Consider the following 15804-nt stretch of genomic DNA (forward strand, 5'->3'; position numbering starts at 1 on the left):
GACGGGAACCTGATATGAAAATACTGCTCTGGCTTCTGACCCTGTTTGCCTCCGCCATCGGCCTGGCCGTGCTGGCGCGCTTCAATCCCGGCAATGTGGTGCTGTTCTATCCGCCGTACCGCATCGACCTGTCCCTGAACTTCTTCATCTTCGCCGTGCTGGCGGTGTTCCTGACCATCTACGTGGTCATCCGCGCCATCCGCCTGACGCAAAAGCTGCCCGGCCGCGTGATCGCCTATCGCCGTGCCAAGCGCGAGAATGAAAGCAACAAGGCCCTGCGCGACGCCCTGAAGGCATATTTCGAAGGCCGCTTCGGCCAGGCCGAGAAGTCCGCCACGCGCGCCTCCGACCTGCCCGACAATGCCGGCGTGGCCGCCCTCATTGCGGCCCGTGCCGCGCACCGCATGCGCCAGGGCGACCGCCGCGACATCTGGCTGGCCAGCACCGAAGTCGATCCCACGCTCAAGGCTGCGCGCCTGATGACGGCGCTGGAACTGCAAGTGGACGAACACCACTTCAAGCAGGCGCTGGAAACCGTGGAAGAGTTGAACGCCAACGGCACCCGCCACATCCAGGCCCTGCAATGGGCGTTGAAGGCCAACCAGCAAGCCAAGAACTGGCCTGAAGTGCTGCGCCTGGTGCAGACCCTGGACAAGCGCAACGCCCTGCATCCGGCCCTGTCGAATCGCCTGCGCGAGATGTCCTACGATGCCTTGCTGTCGGACCGCTCGCACGATGCCGAATCGATTCGCCTCTTGTGGAATGGCGTGCCTGGTGTCGACAAGTTGAAGCCCTATATCGCCGCACGTGCCGCCCACGCCTTCTCCAGCCGTGGCCTGCATGATGAAGCGCGCAGCCTGCTGGAACGCGCGCTGGCGGCCGACTGGGATATCCGCCTCTTGCGTGCCTATCGTGAATCGACCGCCGAAGCCGGCTCGCCGGCCCTGCTGTCGCAGATCGAGCATTGCGAATCCTGGTTGTCCAAGAACCCGACCGATGCCGAACTGGCCCTGACCCTGGGCATGTTCTGCCTGCGCCAGAAGCTGTGGGGCAAGGCCCAGCGCCATCTGGAGCAAGCCCTGTCGGATGCCATCGAACCGCGCACCGTGCGCGAATCGCACCTGGCCCTGGCCCAGCTGCACGAGGCCCTGGACCAGCCCGACCAGGCCGCCGGCCACTACAAGCAATGCGCCCTGGCCACGGCCATCCGCTGAACTTGTTGCGCCGGTCAATGACCAAGGCGGAAGCGGCGCAAGCCCTTCCGCCTTTTTCATGTGCGCTGCCGGGCACTGTCATGTTGGCGTAAGTTGCACCGGCCAAGATGCCGGTCTGAGCCTGAATGCCGCTATAATTGCGGCTTTCCGGTGTTTGGCATGCCTGAATTGAGCATTAAGCGCCGTTTAATGCTCATGGCATCGAGCATTAAGCATGGATGCCTTGGCGCTGCCGACCCGAAAACCGCTTTTCGTTTCTTTCCCTAGTGAGAATCCCATGAGCCTGAACAACGTCCCCGCTGGCCGCGACCTGCCCAATGACTTCAACGTGATCATCGAAATCCCGATGAACGCCGACCCGATCAAGTACGAAGTGGACAAGGACACCGGCGCCATCTTCGTCGACCGTTTCATGGGCACTGCCATGCACTATCCGTGCAACTACGGCTACATTCCCCAGACCCTGTCGCAAGACGGCGACCCGGTCGACGTGCTGGTGATCACCCCGTTCCCGCTGATCCCGGGCGTGGTGGTGCGCTGCCGTCCCATCGGCGTGCTGAAGATGGCCGATGAATCGGGCATCGATGCCAAGCTGCTGGCTGTGCCGGTCGACAAGATCCTGCCGATCTACACCCACTGGCAAAAGCCGGAAGACCTCAACGAACTGCGCCTGAACCAGATCAAGCACTTCTTCGAACACTACAAGGACCTCGAAAAGGGCAAGTGGGTCAAGGTCGAAGGCTGGGAAGGCCCGGACGCCGCCCGTGCTGAAATCCTGGCCGGTGTGGAAGCGTTCAAGAACGCCAAGTAATTCCCCATCAGCAAGGCATAAAAAATCGCCCGACAGGTTTGCGCCTGTCGGGCGATTTTCATTTCATGACCGGCGGGGGCCGGCCGATGCGCTCAACGCCGGGTCAGTCCAGCTTGGCCGCGTGTTCGCGGGTGGCGTGGAAAGTGATCTCCGGCCAGCGTTCCTGGGTCAGGCGCAGGTTCACGCCCGAGCTGGCCAGGTAGGCCATGTTGCCGGCCGCATCGATGGCCAGGTTGGCGCCGGCCGAGGACTTCTCGAAGTCGGCCAGTTTCTTCTTGTCATCGCAGCTGATCCAGCGGGCGCTGCTGATGCTGGTGCCTTCAAACACCGCGTCCACGCCATATTCATTCAGCAGGCGGCTGGCCACCACTTCGAACTGCAGCACGCCCACCGCGCCCAGGATCAGGTCGCTGCCGGTGACGGGCTTGAAGACCTGCACCGCACCTTCTTCACCCAGCTGCTGCAAGCCCTTGTGCAACTGCTTGATCTTGAGCGGATTGCGGATGCGCGCCACGCGGAAGAAATCCGGCGCGAAGTAGGGAATGCCGGTGAACTGCAGCATCTCGCCTTCGGAGAAGCTGTCGCCGATCTGCATGTTGCCGTGGTTGGGCAGGCCGATGATGTCGCCGGCATAGGCTTCTTCCACCTGTTCGCGGCTGGAGGCCATGAAGGTCACCACCGAGGACACCTTGATGTCGCGGTTCAGGCGCAGGTGCTTCAACTTCATGCCGCGCTCGAAGCGCCCCGAGCACACGCGCAGGAAGGCGATGCGGTCGCGGTGCGCCGGGTCCATGTTGGCCTGGATCTTGAAGACGAAACCGGAGAAGGGCTCTTCGGTCGGCTTGACATCACGCACGGTGGCGTCGCGTCCGCCCGGACCCGGTGCCCAGTCCAGCAGCGCATCGAGGATCTCGCGCACGCCGAAGTTGTTGATGGCCGAGCCGAAGAAGACCGGCGTCTGCACACCGGCCAGGAAATCTTCCAGGTTGAAGGGGTGGGAGGCGCCATGCACCAGTTCCACTTCCATCTTGAGCTGTTCGATTTCCAGCGGGAACATCTCGGCCAGCTTGGGATTGTCGATGCCCTTGATGATTTCCACGTTGCCGTTGGCGCGTTCTTCACCGGCCTTGAAGAGCATGATCTCGTCACGCAGCAGGTGATACACGCCACGGAAATTCTTGCCCATGCCGATCGGCCAGGTCACCGGTGCGCACTGGATCTTCAGTACCGACTCCAGCTCATCCAACAGCTCCAGCGAATCGCGGGTCTCGCGGTCCAGCTTGTTCATGAAGGTGATGATGGGCGTATTGCGCATGCGGCAGACGTTCAACAGCTTGATGGTCTGTTCTTCCACGCCCTTGGCGGCATCGATCACCATCAGCGCCGAGTCCACGGCGGTCAGCACGCGGTAGGTATCTTCCGAGAAGTCCTGGTGGCCCGGGGTGTCGAGCAGGTTGACGACGTGATCGCGGTACTCGAACTGCATCACCGAGCTGGCCACGGAAATGCCGCGCTGCTTTTCGATTTCCATCCAGTCCGAGGTCGCGTGGCGGCCGCTCTTGCGGGCCTTCACGGTACCGGCCAGCTGGATCGCGCCCGAGAACAGCAGCAGCTTTTCGGTCAGCGTGGTTTTGCCGGCGTCGGGGTGGGAGATGATGCCGAAGGTGCGGCGGCGCTTGACTTCGCGCGCGATCAGGTCGGAAGAGACCTTGGTGGTGGCGCCAGGCGCGCTGGCGTTATCTGCGTCAGCGGCCTGGGGAGCGGTGGCGGCGACGTCGGGGAGTTCGTTGCTGGGTTCTTGCATGGCGGATCGGTCGGGGTGGGAGCCGGGCGGAACACGGCCCCCGGCGCGGCTGGACGATCCAACCCGCATGGCCTCGGGCTGCGCGCACTGTTCCTTTGGCAAGGAGGCGCCGCACGCCCTGTTCCGACAGCTCTGGAAAACCCGAGATTATAACTGAAGCGGCCCGCTTGCCCGCATGTTTGCCGGACGGCAACGTGCGGGCGGCGGGCCGTCCAGGCGATGACGCACAGGTAGGGCGCGGCAGGATCAGGAGCGTTCGTCGCGCCGATCCTCGCGGCGCTGATGGGCTTCGCGCTGCTGGGCCTGCTGCTGGCGCGCCTGCTGTTCATGCTGGGCCGCCTGGTGCTGCTGCTGTTTCTGGCGGGCCTGCTCCATCTGGCGATGCTGCTGCTCGCGCTGCTGGTTCATCATCTGCTGCTGGCGTTGCTGCTCCTGCTGTTGATGCTGGCGCATCTGCTGCTCACGCTGTTGCTGCTGCAATTGCTGTTGCTGCATCTGCTGCTGGCGTTGTTGCTGCTGCTCCACCTGTTGCTGGCGCTGCTGCCACTGGCGTTCCTGGGCCTGCTGCTGCTGGCGCTGCTCCTGGGCTTGCTGGTCGCGTTGCAGCTGCTGGCCACGGATCATCTGTTCGTGCTGGCGTTGCTGTTCATTGGCCTGCTGCTCACGCTGGCGCTGCTGGTCGATGGCCTGGCGCTGGCGCAGCTGATCCTGCTGGGCCACCCGCTGCTGGACGTTGTCGGCCACCGGCAGCGGGCGCGCCGCATTGGCCGGGAAGGGCTGTCCCGCTTGCGCTTGCGGACCATGTCCATGCCACAGCGGCGCGTGCTGGGCCTGTACCAGGTTCTGTGCCTGGGGGCCTGCCAGCGGACGTTGTCCCGGCGGCGGGGCCAGTGCAGGGGCTGGCAGCTGCGCAGTGCGGCCGCCGGCGTAACGCGGGTCGTGATGCCAGACCACCGGACGCTGGTTCATCGTCACGTTGCGGTTCACGTTGATGTTGTTGTTGACGTAGCGGTTGTTGATGACGCTGGTGTTGTTGACGTTGTTCACATTGGTCACATTGGTGACGTTGTTGATGCGCGTCTGCGTGACCATCACCTGGCGCTGCCGCCAGTCCGGGCGCGCATCACCAAAGACCGCACTCATGACGCCAATGCCCACCCCGAAGCTGATGCTGGCCGAGAACCCCGGCTCATAGCTGGGCGGGCGATAGCGCGGCGGCGGCGCCCACACCACCGGTGGAGCCGACGGCCACCACCAGTTGCCATACACCACGGTCGGGTTGTAATACGGCACATACACCACCTGCGGATTGACCGGCACGATCTCGATCACTTCATCCTGCACCACCACGCGCTGCTGCGGGCTGGATTCGAGCGTGCCGGCGATGCGGGCGCGTTCGCGCAGGTTCTGCACCGTATCCATGACCGAGGTCTGCTGGGCGAGGAAGGCCTGTCCCAGTTGCTGGGTCCAGTCCAGGCGATCATTGAGCATGGCCAATACCGAGGGGAATTGCACCAGCGCCTTCACGCTCGGGTCCCACGGCATGGGGGCTACCGCCCGCGCCAGGCCGTCGCCCTGCAGGCCCGGCCGGGCTTCGACAAAGCGCTGGGCCTGCACCACTTCCAGCGGATAGGTCGAGGCCATCAGCACCTGGGCCAGCAGCGAATCAGGATACAGCGCCACCGGGGCCAGCATCTGGTCCAGCTGTTGCTGGGTATAGGCGGGCGGGGGTGGCGGTGCGTAGGTTGTCTGCGCCTGCACGGGCAGGCCAGAGACCAGCGAAAAGACCAGGCAGGTGGCCCAGGCCAGGGATGTCTTGTTCATGTCGTTCTCCTTGCCGGATTGCGTGCGGCGGAAGGAGGCAACAGGCGGTGCATGCTTCCGGGGCACAGGATGGAGCCATGCTCTGCCAACTTGAGTGCGCAAGGTGTAACGGAAGTGCAAGCAATGTTTCAGCCCGGGGCGGCAGTGATCGCACCACTTGCCCAGTGGAAAGCCTTGCGCAAGGCGGGGGCTGCTGTGGCATCATGAATGGCCACGGCACGAATCTCATCAAGGAAACCGATGAATCGCATGATACTCATCTATCGTGCAGATCAGTCATTCATGAGCTTCACCGGCATCGCAGCGGCCCGCCACGATGGGTTGCCACGCGTTGCGACGGGGGAGGAGAAACGTTCTAAACTGTTTTCGCAGCAGGGCCGGGCATGCAGCAAGTACCAAGGCAAACTTTTTACGACAACAAGCCATCAAGCAAGGAACGACCATGAGCCATCACCTGATCTGGCGGCGCGATGATTTCCTCATCGACACCGATCCCGACCGGCTGGACATCCCCCTCATCCACGACGTACTGACCCATTCGAGCTGGTCGCCCGGCATCGACCTCAACACCGTGCGCACGGCGCTGGCCAACAGCCTCTGCTTCGGCCTCTATCGCGGCAAGCAGCAGATCGGCTTCGCCCGCGTGGTGACCGATCACGCCACCTTCGGCTACCTGTGCGATGTCTTCGTGGTCGGCGACCTGCGCGGCCAGGGCCTGGGCCGCTGGATGATCGAATCGGTCAACCAGCATCCCACGCTGCAGAAACTGCGCCGCGTCATGCTGACCACTTCTACCGCGCCGTGGCTGTATGCCAGCTGTGGTTTCGAGGCCATCAATCGCGGTGACTTCGTCTGGCATATCTCGCGCCCGGATATCTACAAGCAGGCCGCGGCGCAGTAAATCTTCCTGCGCCGGATCAGCGGAGTGCAGGCATGCCTCCGCTGGTTTTCCTGATGCGACCTGACCGGCGTGATCAGTAAACTTAGTTTTCCCGCGCTTTTGCTTCCTTGGCCTTCTACCGGAAAACGCATGCGGATTCCCGCTGTGTGCGATTCCAGACCCCCTCCGGATTCCTCCTCCCGTCTTCCTTCCTAAGCATTTTTCTTACGGGCCCCTCCTGGGACGGCCATATCCGATGCTGGCAACTTAGTTTTGATGAAGACTTGATCCAGTTCCTGTCGCAGTGACGCAAAGATGATCCGCATCAAGAAGCGGCCAGATGTGAATTTTGATCATTTTTCGCAGACTTATAATTTTGGCACCTCTTCATTTCAGTCCGCCGCCTCGCCGCGTCACATCACCTCGCGAGCGCACGACTCCTGACCATGACCATTGCCAACAAACTCCGTCTGCTTCTGCTTGCCGTCGTCCTCGGCCTGGCCAGCCTCACCGGCCTGAGCATCTATCACAGCAATCGAATTGCCGATGCTGCCAGCTATTCTGCGGTCAACACCGTGCCCAGCCTGCTGCTGCTGGGCGAGGCGGGGGAAGCCATCTTCCGCATCCGCGTGGGCATCTGGCGCTATGCGGCTGCGACCGATCCTGCCGTGCGTGCCAAGCTGGAGAAATCCATGGGCACGAACCGCGACAAGGTCATCGCCGCCTTCGACCGTTACGAGAAGGAAGCCCTTTCCGACGCGACCGATCGCCAGTTGCTGCAAGCCGATCGCGACGCCTTCGCCGACTATGAAAAAAGCCGCCAGGTGGTCATTGCCCTGGGGGCCGCAGGCAAGATCGAGGAAGCCCTGCACGCCGTCGAGCACCAGGTCGTGCCGCCGGGCGACAAGCTCATCGGCGCTCTGGCTGCGCATCGGCAGTACAACGCGCAGCTGGGCCAGCAAGGTGTGCAGGCGGCCCAGGGCAGCCTGCGTTCGGCCGTCTACCAGGCGGTGTTGATGAGCCTGGCCGTGTGTGCGGTGGTGGCGGTGGTCAGCCTGCTGATTTCGCGCACCATTTCCACCTCGCTGGGCGAGGCCATCATGACGGCCCGCGCCATTGCCACGGGCGACCTCAGCACCCGTATCCGTCGCCGCGCCGATGATGAAGTGGGCCAGTTGATGCTTGCCATCCAGCAGATGACCGACAGCCTGGTCCGCATCGTGAGCAATGTGCGCAGCAGTGCCAGCGCCATCGCCACGGCCACGGGAGAAATCGCCGCCGGCAACCTTGACCTGTCGGCCCGTACCGAATCCCAGGCTGGCTCCATCGAAGAGACCGCCTCCGCCATGGAGCAGCTGACGGCCACCGTGCGCCAGAATGCGGACAACGCCCAGCAGGCCAATGTGCTGGCCAGCTCCGCCTCCAGCATCGCTACCGAGGGTGGGCAGGCGGTGCAGCAGGTGGTGCGGACGATGGAAGAGATCAATGCGTCCTCGCTGAAAATCGTCGACATCATCAGCGTGATCGACGGTATCGCGTTCCAGACCAACATCCTGGCCCTGAATGCGGCCGTTGAAGCCGCGCGTGCCGGCGAGCAGGGGCGCGGCTTTGCGGTAGTGGCCTCTGAAGTGCGTTCACTGGCCCAGCGTTCGGCTGCGGCGGCGCGGGAGATCAAGCAACTGATCGATGACTCGGTCGGCAAGGTGGAGAGCGGCAGCCGCCTGGTGGCGCAAGCGGGCGATACGATGCAGCAGGTGGTCGACAGCGTGCGCCGCGTGACCGACATCGTCGCCGACATCACCGCTGCCAGCGCCGAGCAGAGTGATGGCATCGTCCAGGTCAACCAGGCCATCGGTTTGATGGATCAGGCCACGCAGCAGAATGCGGCGCTGGTGGAGCAGGCGGCTGCGGCATCGCAGTCGATGCGGGAGCAGGCAGCGGGATTGTCCGAGGCCGTGGCGGTCTTCAAGCTGGCGCATGAGCTGCAGATGCAGGGTGAAGCAGCTCCACACGCGACGGCTGCAGGCACCTTGGCAGGACGCGACGTGCTGGCCTTGCCTGCCTGATGCAGGTGCTTGCGCCCGTGGTGGTTGGCGCAAGCGTGTGTTTTTGACGCCGGTTTTTTTGGAGGCCGCGTCAGCTTGCGGATGGTCAGCAGTAGTCATGAGATGTGAGCGTTGGTGATCCTCAGTTGGGCTAAGGTTCCTGCAGCCCGATGTGGGCAAGCATTCTGCAGTGACCTACTCATGCGCCAAGGAGAGCCGAACATGACCATTGCCAAGAAGTTGTACCTTCTCATCATCGCCGTCATCCTGGGCCTGTGCGCCCTGGCGGCGCTGAGCATCTACCAGAGCCACCGGGTCTCGGAATCAGCCGGCTATTCGACCCAGAATACCGTCCCCAGCATCCTCGCGCTGGATCAGGCGATCGAATCGGTTTACGCGATACGGCTGAACGTGGCGCGCTACTTCATCGAGCCCGCGACCCGTGAAAAGATTTTCCCTGTCCTCGAGTCGCTGCATGAAAAGGTACAGGCCGCCTTCCTCAAATACGAGAAGGATTGCATCTCCGACCCGAAAGACGCAAAGATGCTGGAGCAGGACCGTGCCGCCTTTGCCGATTACGAGAAAGCACGGCACCAGACCTTGGCCCTGGTTGAGACCGGGCAGCCGTCCGAACTGTCGCGCGCGAGGGAAGAGCTGCTGGTGCCGGCCGGCAACCGATTGATAAAAGCCCTCATTGAGCACAAGCAGTACAACGAACAGCTTGGCCGCCAGGGGATGGAGAACGCCGCTTCTATCCTGGAGTCGTCCACCGTCATCATCGTCGGCGTGAGCCTGCTGATCGGTGCGGTGGTGGTGGGTTTGAGCCTGCTGCTGGTGCGCCTGATCGTCACGTCCCTGCGACACGCCACGCATGTGGCTGAGGCCATCTCCCGCTACGACCTCACCAGCAAGATCGATCACGCCGCGCGTGATGAAATCGGCCATCTGATGCAGGCGCTGGGGCGCATGAACGACAGCCTGCGCAAGATCATGGGCGGTGTGGGCGACAGCACTGGCACGATCCAGGTGGCCGCGCGTGAAATCGCCACCGGCAATCTGGACCTGTCTTCCCGCACCGAATCGCAGGCGGGCTCCCTCGAAGAAACGGCCACCGCCATGGAGCAACTGACCGCCACCGTTCGCCAGAACGCGGAGAACGCGCGCCAGGCCAGCGAACTGGCGCGCTCGGCCTCGGCCGTGGCGGCCCAGGGTGGCAAGGTGGTCGATGAAGTGGTGCTGACCATGGAGGCCATCAATGCCTCGTCGCTGAAGATCGTGGACATCATCAGCGTGATCGACGGCATCGCTTTCCAGACCAATATCCTCGCCTTGAATGCAGCGGTTGAAGCGGCACGTGCAGGTGAGCAGGGACGCGGCTTTGCGGTGGTGGCTTCCGAGGTCCGTTCGCTGGCCCAGCGTTCGGCCACGGCCGCCAAGGAGATCAAGGAATTGATCCAGGATTCGGTCGACAAGATCGGTGCCGGTGGCCGCCTGGTGACCGAGGCGGGCAGTACGATGGCGCAAGTGGTGCAGAGTGTGGGGCGGGTCACCGACATCGTGAGCGAAATCAGTGAGGCCAGCAGTGAACAGAGCCAGGGCCTGGAGCAGATCAACCAGGCCATCGGCGCCATGGATGAAGTCACGCAACAGAATGCGGCGCTGGTGGAGCAGGCGGCTGCGGCCTCGCAATCGCTGCAGGAGCAGGCGGTGCAGCTCGCAGGTGCGGTGCAGGTGTTCAAGCTGGATCGTGAACGGGAGCTGGCCATTGACCTGGTGTCCGGGGAGGCCATCCCGGAGCGGGCTGCCGACTTGCTGCTGGTGGGAGCACGCGCGCAGGCTTGAGGGCAAGAGGGGCGCTTGGTGGCGTCCCTCTTTTTTCATTTTTCTTCAATGCGACGGTAATACCGTCCTGAATCGCAGCGTTCTCACTTCTCCGGCATGCCTGACGAGTGATGGCTGGTAATCAGCCATTCCCTGCCATTCCATTCATAGGTAAAGCTGTAACGGGCATGCACGACCTGGCCGGTGGTGCCGAAGGTGAAGCTGTAGAGGCCGGCATCGATGGCGGTGTTGCATCCTATCCAGAGCCAGCGCTGGTCGATCTTGCCGACGGGCTTGTTGTGGAGGAAGTGCTCGAAATAATCGATGCGCTCTTCGTTGGTGAACCGCGGCTTGTTGGACACGGTGGGCAAGAGCAGGGAGCGCGGTGCGTAGTTTTCGGCGACGGCTTCGGGATCGAGCGTTTGCAGTGAGGCATTCCAGCGGTCGAAGAGGCTGGCGATTTCTTTGCCTGTGGTTGATTTGCACACCATGCCGTTGCCGGGGCCCTCAAAGGGCAGGTCGGGAGCGGGTTTGCTCGACGGGGTCGAGGCGCAGGCGGTGAGGATGAGTGCCAAGGCTGATGCGGAAAGGATTGTTTTCATATTTCCCCCATTATTGTTGATCTGTACAGGTGATTCGCGGTGAGCCGGGCATCTGTCCCAGTTGTTCCTGTCGTTTCGCGGAATGATGAGCCGGTTGCGAGAGCAGGAAATACTGCATCAATCTGACCTGCAGCGCGACGGGTACGCAGAACGTTAGGGCAGTGATGGTTGCCTGATCGGCCATCTCGAGCAATTGACGTCTACCGGATGGTAAGCGAGTGAGACCAGGCGCATTTGCAGGAAAAGAGCGTTCAAATCCCGTGTTACTGGTATTCACGGTTGGGAAATGACTGAGGTGTTCCTGCCGTGCTGCGCTGGATCAAAGAAAGTTTATTCGGACGAATTCAAAAGAAAGAAAAGCAGGGAGCGGCTGAAGATGCGAGTGCCGCCAATTCAACGCATCATCAAGTCTGTTTTGAAGGAGTCAGGAAATAGAAGCAAGACTGGCCTGCCCTGAGGGACTCGAACCCCCGACCTATGGCTTAGAAGGCCATTGCTCTATCCAGTTGAGCTAAGGGCAGTTCGGCGTGGCTGGCGGTGATGCTGCGCCGATGCGCTACCGCCAACGATCCAGAAAAAGAAAACGGGCTGTCACAGACAGCCCGTTTTTGATGAGTGGTCGGAGTACAAGGATTCGAACCTTGGACCCCCTGGTCCCAAACCAGGTGCGCTACCGGGCTGCGCTACACTCCGAGAAGCGAGATAATAGCAGCATCCCTTTCAAATGGTCAACAAAGAATGCAAATTCTTCAAACAAGACCCTAAGCCGCCGTCTCCCGCTCCCGTGCTTCGGCCTCGCCCTGCACCCGGATCTCCACCATCAGCTTCTTGATCTCCGGCACGCACGAGCCGCAATTGCCGCCCGCTTTCACACACGCCGTCACCTGGCTGACCTCCGTCAATCCCTGCGCACGGATCGCGTTGCAGATGGTGTTGCGCCCCACACCAAAACACGAACACACCGTCGGCCCGGCGTCAGCACCTTTCTCGATGGGCTGACCCACGAGCAGGCCCACGCGGTCGGCTTCTTCCAGCTTGTCCTTGGCAAACAGTCCCGCCAGCCACGAGCGCGAGGGCAGGTCAGGGCGCGCCGACATGAACAGGCACATGTCGATGCGATCATCGACCACGTGCACCGCACGATAACTGCCGTCGCTCAGGTCTTCATACTCCAGCCAGTCCGCATCGTCGGCCTGCACGCCCAGGAGCGCCCTTGCCCAAGCGGTGTGGTCGCTGATGTGATTGCGGCCGGCCAGTTCATAACGCACGAAGTCGCGGCCTTGCACGCGCGTCCAATGGGTAATGTCATCCAGGTCCAGCGCATGGCGCGTGAGGATGAAACCATGCCAGCCCACGCGGAATTCTTCGATGGCTACCGGCGTGTGCTTGAACTCCGGTTCGCCCGAGACCGGATCGACCACCGGATTGACCACCGCTCCCACGCGCGCATCGGAGGCGGACTGACCGTTCCAGTGGATCGGCACGAATACATTGCCACGCGGGATGCCGCCACCATGCTGCACGCGCGCCACCATCGCACCCCAGCGGCTGCTGATGCGCGCCAGGCCGCCTTCGCGCACGCCATAGAGCAGCGCATCCTGCGGGTGCAGGTCGATGAAGGATTCAGGTATATGGCTGGCCAGCGTGGCTGACTTGCCGGTGCGCGTCATGGTGTGCCAGTGGTCGCGCACGCGGCCGGTGTTGAGGATCAGCGGGTAATCCTCGCAAACGGCGTGGCCCGGCGTGCGCGGTGCGGTCGGCACAAAACGCGCGCAGCCATCAGCGTGGGTGAAACGATGATCTTCCAGTACCCGTGCCGTGCCGCTGATGCTGCCATCGGACAAGCGCTGCACCGGCCACTGGATCGGCGCCATCGCGTCATAGGCAGCCTTGTCCATCCCCGTCAGGCCGGAGAGATTGAAGACGCGGCGTGCGCGCTGTGCACCCCCGGCATCGGCTTCGCCATTGCGATACGCGGAAAGCCGTGCATGTTCATCAAAGATCGCCTGCGGGCCATCGAAATCAAATCCTGCAAAGCCCATGCGCCGCGCGACCTCGCAGATGATCTGCCAGTCACCGCGCGCCTCGCCCGGTGCCGTGAGGAAAGCCCGCTGCCGCGAAATGCGGCGCTCGGAATTGGTGACCGTCCCGTCCTTCTCGCCCCAGGCCAGCGCCGGTAGCAGCACGTGGGCCAGCGCATTGGTATCGGTCTGCGTGATGACGTCGGAAGACACCACCAGCTCGCACTTCTGCAGCGCTCGCTGCACCAGGTCGGCATCGGGCAGGCTCACCAGCGGATTGGTGGCCATGATCCACACCGCCTTGATGCGGCCCTCCTCGATGGAGCGGAACATGTCCACGGCCTTCAAGCCCGGCTTGTCGGCGATGCGCGGGGATTGCCAGAAGCCTTGCACGATCTCTCGATGCAAGGGCTGGTCCAGGTCCATGTGTGCGGCCAGCATGTTGGCCAGGCCGCCGACCTCGCGCCCGCCCATGGCATTGGGCTGGCCGGTGATGGAGAAGGGGCCCATGCCGGGCCTGCCGATGCGGCCCGTGGCCAGGTGGCAGTTGATGATGCTGTTGACCTTGTCAGTGCCGACCGAGGATTGGTTCACGCCCATGGAGAAGCCAGTGACCACCTTCTCCGTCTCGGCAAAGGCTTCGTAAAAGGCCAGCAGGTCTTGCAGATCCACCTTGCAGATGCGCGCTACCGTGGCCGGATCGGCGCACTCGGCATCGGCCACCGCCAGCGCTTCCTCGAAGCCCTTGGTGTGCGCGGCGATGAAGGCGTTGTCGCGCAGGCCGCGATGGGCGAGGTAGCTCATCAAACCATTGAAGAGCCACACATCCGTGCCCGCCTTGACGGGCAGGTGCAGGTCCGCCAGTTCGCAGGTCGCGGTGCGGCGCGGGTCGATCACGACCAGGCGCAGGGCAGGGCGGGTTTCTTTGAGCTTGGCGATGCGCTGGAAGAGGATGGGATGGCACCACGCGGCATTGGAGCCGACCAGCACGATCAGGTCGGCCAGTTCCAGGTCTTCGTAGCAGACCGGCACCAGGTCTTCACCGAAGGCGCGCTTGTGGCCGGCTACGGCCGAGGACATGCACAGCCGTGAATTGGTATCGATGTTGGCGCTGCCGATGTAGCCCTTCATGAGCTTGTTGGCGATGTAGTAGTCCTCGGTCAGCAATTGTCCCGAGACATAGAGTGCGACCGCATCCGGACCATGTTCGGCAATGACGGCCGAGAACTTGCTCGCCACCTGCTCCAGCGCCTGGTCCCAGGAGACCTGCTGCAATGCGCCTTGCGCATCGCGTACTTGCGGATGCAGCAGGCGGCCATCCAGGTCCACCGTCTCCGCGAGGGCCGATCCTTTCACGCACAGGCGGCCGAAGTTGGCCGGATGCTGCGCGTCGCCCTGCACGCTGATGCGGCCATCGTCCTTCAGCGAAGCCGTCACGCCGCAGCCCACGCCGCAGTAGGGGCAGGTGGTCGAGGTGGTGGCCACGGCCAGGGCCAGCGGGGTCTGTGCAAGGTTCATTGGTATCCTCTGTTACTAATTGCCGTGTTCGCCGTGAAGGCTAGGCAGCATGCTGGCACATGGCCTGTCCGAACGGCAGTTCGCGCCGGAAGGCACTGATGTCGCGGCCGCTCTGGATCAGGTCGAAGTACCACGGTCCATCTTTGACATCACCATACAGCACTGCGCCGACCAGGCGCGAGCCACGCAATACCAGGCGCTTGTAGATGCCGCGGCGCGGGTCGCGTACCACCAGGTCTTCGGTATCTTCACCGCCGATGAAATCGCCGGCCGAATACAGGTCCACGCCGGTCACCTTGAGTTTGGTCGCCGTGGCCTGCTGCACGTAACGGCGATGACCGGCACCGGCCAGGTGCGCACCGCAGACGCGAGCCTGGTCCCAGATCGGGGCCACCAGTCCGAAGGTGGCCTTGCGGTGCTGCACGCATTCGCCCACGGCATAGATGCGCGGGTCGTAGGTCTGCAAGGTGTCGTCCACGATGATGGCGCGTTCACAATGCAAGCCTGCCGACTTGGCCAGCGCAATGTTGGGGCGCACGCCCGCCGTCATCACCACCAGGTCAGCCGGAACACTGCTGCCATCCTTGAAGCGCACGGCGGTGACGCGATCCGGGCCGATGATTTCTTCCGTATGGGCATTGAGCAGGAAGCGCAGGCCCTTGTCTTCCAGCGCCTTTTTCAGCAGGGCGGCAGCGGGCTTGTCCAGTTGCTGGTTCATCAGCGCGTCCGTGACGTGCACCACGGTCACCTCCATGCCCTGGCGCATCAGGCCATTGGCCGCTTCCAGCCCGAGCAGGCCGCCGCCGATCACCACCGCATGGCGATGGGTGCGCGCGGCTTGCAGCATGGTGTCCACGTCCTGGATGTCGCGGAAGGCGATCACGCCCGGCAGTTGATGGCCCGGCACCGGGATGATGAAAGGCGTGGAGCCGGTGGCCAGCAGCAGGCGGTCGTATTTCACGGCCAGACCGGATTGCGCGTGGACGGTGCGCTGGCGGCGGTCGATCTGCACCACCGGGTCGCCCGCATGCAGGGTGATGCCGTGTTCGTCATACCAGGCGCGCGGGTTGAGCATGATGTCATCGATGCTCTTGTCGCCGGCCAGTACCGGCGAGAGCATGATGCGGTTGTAGTTGCCATGCGGCTCGGCACCGAAAACGGTGATGTCGTAGAGATCCGGTGCAAGCTTGAGCAGCTCCTCCACCGTGCGCATGCCGGCCATGCCATTGCCGACCACGACCAGCGAGGGCTTGGCGGTCGTCAT

At 63.0% G+C, this 15804-nt stretch carries 11 protein-coding genes and 2 tRNA genes; 6 read left to right on the top strand and 7 right to left on the bottom strand.

What is annotated here, in order from left to right; translation table 11 throughout:
* The first annotated feature begins 14 nt into the window (after positions 1-14).
* Together CEJ45_RS01070 and ppa are read left to right on the top strand one after the other, a co-directional pair.
* A complete protein-coding gene (locus CEJ45_RS01070; RefSeq protein WP_088753406.1) occupies positions 15-1214 on the top strand; it encodes a heme biosynthesis protein HemY in 1200 nt (399 codons plus the stop codon).
* A 277-nt stretch (positions 1215-1491) separates the two neighbouring features.
* Positions 1492-2025, top strand: a complete 534-nt coding sequence (gene ppa / locus CEJ45_RS01075) for an inorganic diphosphatase (RefSeq protein WP_006463345.1) — start codon at positions 1492-1494, stop codon at positions 2023-2025.
* Between the two features lie 103 nt (positions 2026-2128).
* On the opposite strand, the gene CEJ45_RS01080 is transcribed toward ppa, so the two are convergent.
* Positions 2129-3829, bottom strand: coding sequence for a peptide chain release factor 3 (locus CEJ45_RS01080; RefSeq protein WP_088753407.1), 1701 nt, complete (start codon positions 3827-3829; stop codon positions 2129-2131).
* A 246-nt stretch (positions 3830-4075) separates the two neighbouring features.
* A complete protein-coding gene (locus tag CEJ45_RS01085) occupies positions 4076-5653 on the bottom strand; it encodes a DUF3300 domain-containing protein (RefSeq protein ID WP_088753408.1) in 1578 nt (525 codons plus the stop codon).
* 249 nt (positions 5654-5902) lie between these two features.
* Here CEJ45_RS01085 and CEJ45_RS24445 point away from each other — a divergent pair, with 249 nt between their 5' ends.
* From CEJ45_RS24445 to CEJ45_RS01100, 4 genes are all read left to right on the top strand, one after another.
* Positions 5903-6127, top strand: a complete 225-nt coding sequence (locus CEJ45_RS24445) for a hypothetical protein (protein WP_158214881.1) — start codon at positions 5903-5905, stop codon at positions 6125-6127.
* Positions 6096-6554 carry a GNAT family N-acetyltransferase gene (locus CEJ45_RS01090; RefSeq protein WP_088753409.1) on the top strand — a complete coding sequence of 153 codons (459 nt, stop codon included), beginning with the start codon at positions 6096-6098 and terminating at the stop codon, positions 6552-6554. Before CEJ45_RS24445 ends, CEJ45_RS01090 begins: the two co-directional genes overlap by 32 nt.
* Positions 6555-6979: 425 nt before the next feature.
* Positions 6980-8599, top strand: a complete 1620-nt coding sequence (locus CEJ45_RS01095) for a methyl-accepting chemotaxis protein (RefSeq protein WP_141106951.1) — start codon at positions 6980-6982, stop codon at positions 8597-8599.
* A 201-nt stretch (positions 8600-8800) separates the two neighbouring features.
* Positions 8801-10420 (top strand): methyl-accepting chemotaxis protein, encoded by a 1620-nt coding sequence (locus CEJ45_RS01100; protein ID WP_088753410.1) that lies wholly within the window; start codon positions 8801-8803, stop codon positions 10418-10420.
* Positions 10421-10503: 83 nt separating this feature from the next.
* Here the strand turns inward: CEJ45_RS01100 and CEJ45_RS01105 are convergent, their stop codons facing one another.
* The 5 genes from CEJ45_RS01105 to CEJ45_RS01125 form a co-directional block, all read right to left on the bottom strand.
* Positions 10504-11001: a DUF4440 domain-containing protein gene (locus CEJ45_RS01105; RefSeq protein WP_088753411.1), complete on the bottom strand. Its 498-nt coding sequence runs from the start codon at positions 10999-11001 to the stop codon at positions 10504-10506.
* A gap of 444 nt (positions 11002-11445) precedes the next feature.
* Positions 11446-11522, bottom strand: a tRNA-Arg gene (locus CEJ45_RS01110).
* Between the two features lie 95 nt (positions 11523-11617).
* Positions 11618-11694 (bottom strand) — tRNA-Pro (locus CEJ45_RS01115).
* Between the two features lie 68 nt (positions 11695-11762).
* On the bottom strand, positions 11763-14540 hold the full coding sequence (locus CEJ45_RS01120) for a nitrate reductase (RefSeq protein ID WP_088753412.1): 2778 nt from the start codon (positions 14538-14540) through the stop codon (positions 11763-11765).
* Positions 14541-14580: 40 nt separating this feature from the next.
* The gene (locus CEJ45_RS01125; protein WP_088753413.1) at positions 14581-15804 is read right to left on the bottom strand and encodes an NAD(P)/FAD-dependent oxidoreductase; all 1224 of its coding nucleotides are present in this window, start codon (positions 15802-15804) and stop codon (positions 14581-14583) included.

The organism is Herbaspirillum aquaticum (assembly GCF_002213425.1).
Lineage (GTDB): Bacteria > Pseudomonadota > Gammaproteobacteria > Burkholderiales > Burkholderiaceae_D > Herbaspirillum > Herbaspirillum aquaticum.

Coding starts and splice junctions, on each gene's coding strand:
- CEJ45_RS24445 (WP_158214881.1), top strand. CDS start 5,903: ATGATACTCATCTATCGTGCAGATCAGTCATTCATGAGCTTCACCGGC.
- CEJ45_RS01105 (WP_088753411.1), bottom strand. CDS start 11,001: ATGAAAACAATCCTTTCCGCATCAGCCTTGGCACTCATCCTCACCGCC.
- CEJ45_RS01070 (WP_088753406.1), top strand. CDS start 15: ATGAAAATACTGCTCTGGCTTCTGACCCTGTTTGCCTCCGCCATCGGC.
- CEJ45_RS01085 (WP_088753408.1), bottom strand. CDS start 5,653: ATGAACAAGACATCCCTGGCCTGGGCCACCTGCCTGGTCTTTTCGCTG.
- CEJ45_RS01080 (WP_088753407.1), bottom strand. CDS start 3,829: ATGCAAGAACCCAGCAACGAACTCCCCGACGTCGCCGCCACCGCTCCC.
- CEJ45_RS01100 (WP_088753410.1), top strand. CDS start 8,801: ATGACCATTGCCAAGAAGTTGTACCTTCTCATCATCGCCGTCATCCTG.
- CEJ45_RS01120 (WP_088753412.1), bottom strand. CDS start 14,540: ATGAACCTTGCACAGACCCCGCTGGCCCTGGCCGTGGCCACCACCTCG.
- CEJ45_RS01095 (WP_141106951.1), top strand. CDS start 6,980: ATGACCATTGCCAACAAACTCCGTCTGCTTCTGCTTGCCGTCGTCCTC.
- ppa (WP_006463345.1), top strand. CDS start 1,492: ATGAGCCTGAACAACGTCCCCGCTGGCCGCGACCTGCCCAATGACTTC.
- CEJ45_RS01090 (WP_088753409.1), top strand. CDS start 6,096: ATGAGCCATCACCTGATCTGGCGGCGCGATGATTTCCTCATCGACACC.
- CEJ45_RS01125 (WP_088753413.1), bottom strand. CDS start 15,804: ATGACGACCGCCAAGCCCTCGCTGGTCGTGGTCGGCAATGGCATGGCC.